Here is a 1,056-nt window from a genome sequence, read left to right as displayed (position 1 = left end):
GGTGTGGTGGGGGCGGTCGCGTCGCTGTCGGCGGTGGTCGCCGAACACGGCTGGTCGGTCACCACCGTGCTGGTCGCGCTGGCCGGAACCGGGTTGACGTTCGGGATGTGGTGGGTCTACTTCGTTGTGCCGTTCGGCGACCTGTTGCACGCCCATCGCGAGCGGTCGTTCTCCTTCGGTTATCTGCACATCGTGGTGTTCGGTGCGATCGTGGCCACCGGCGCCGGGCTGCACACCGCCGCCGAATACATCGACCACCGCTCGCAGTTGAGTTCGGCGGCGACCGTGCTGGCCGTCGCGGTCCCGGTCGCGGTGTACCTTGTCGCGCTGTTCGCCGTGTACGTGGCGGTGGCGCGGACCTGGGACGGGCTGTACGCGCTGCTGGTGGGCCTGGCCGGGGCGGTGTTGGCCGTGGCGGTATGGCTGGCCGCGGCCGGGGTGTCGATCGGGGTGTGCCTGGTGATCGTCGCGGTCGCACCGACGGTGATCGTGATTGGCTACGAGCTGGCCGGACACCGGCGCACCGCGGCGGTGCTGGCTACGGCTAGGACGCCGACACCCAGGTAAACCCGCTGGGCGTGCTCGCACAGCGCACCGGCATGTTCGTGGTCGAGATCGCGACGGCGCCGACCTCGCTGGCGGTGCAGGCCGACCCGACCGCCGGCCGGTTACCGGTCCACGGGGTGGTGCTGGTCGGCGGCACGGTTGAGGTGATGGTCGGCCGGGTGGATGTCGGGGCGGTCCAGGTGGTCGTGGTCGACGGGGCTTGTTGCGTGGTCTCCACCTGCTCCGGGCTGGTGGTCAGCGTCGCGGTGGTCTCCGGGGGCGCGGCGGTCTCCGGCGCCACCGGCGGGGGTGGCGGCTCGGGTGGCTGCGGCGGCGCGGTGATGGTCGAGGACGGCACGTCGATATTGGGCGGCGCCGGTTGGCGCTCGCGGGGTAACCCCAGCGCCAGCAGCACCAGGAACCCGACCGCGAAGACGGCCAGGATGGCGCTGACCAGGCCGGCGGTTTTGCCCACCGGGCGCAGCGGCGGGGCGGCGGGCGCCCGAGCGG

The 1,056-nt window shown here is 72.5% G+C and carries 1 protein-coding gene and 1 pseudogene; one reads left to right on the top strand and one right to left on the bottom strand.

Annotated features, from left to right (window positions below; all coding sequences use genetic code 11):
• A partial coding sequence (locus BKN37_RS27285; RefSeq protein ID WP_165618421.1) for a low temperature requirement protein A occupies positions 1–567 on the top strand: 567 nt, incomplete at its 5' end.
• Here BKN37_RS27285 and BKN37_RS30250 read toward each other — a convergent pair.
• Positions 545–1,056 (bottom strand): annotated as a pseudogene (locus BKN37_RS30250) (hypothetical protein); the annotation flags it as partial. The gene BKN37_RS27285 and the pseudogene BKN37_RS30250 sit on opposite strands and share 23 nt — an antisense overlap.

The organism is Mycobacterium talmoniae, assembly GCF_001854525.1.
In the GTDB taxonomy this organism is placed as follows: domain Bacteria; phylum Actinomycetota; class Actinomycetes; order Mycobacteriales; family Mycobacteriaceae; genus Mycobacterium; species Mycobacterium talmoniae.
The sequence above is the reverse complement of the archived record's forward strand: the minus strand, read 5'-3'. Positions and strand labels throughout refer to the sequence as shown.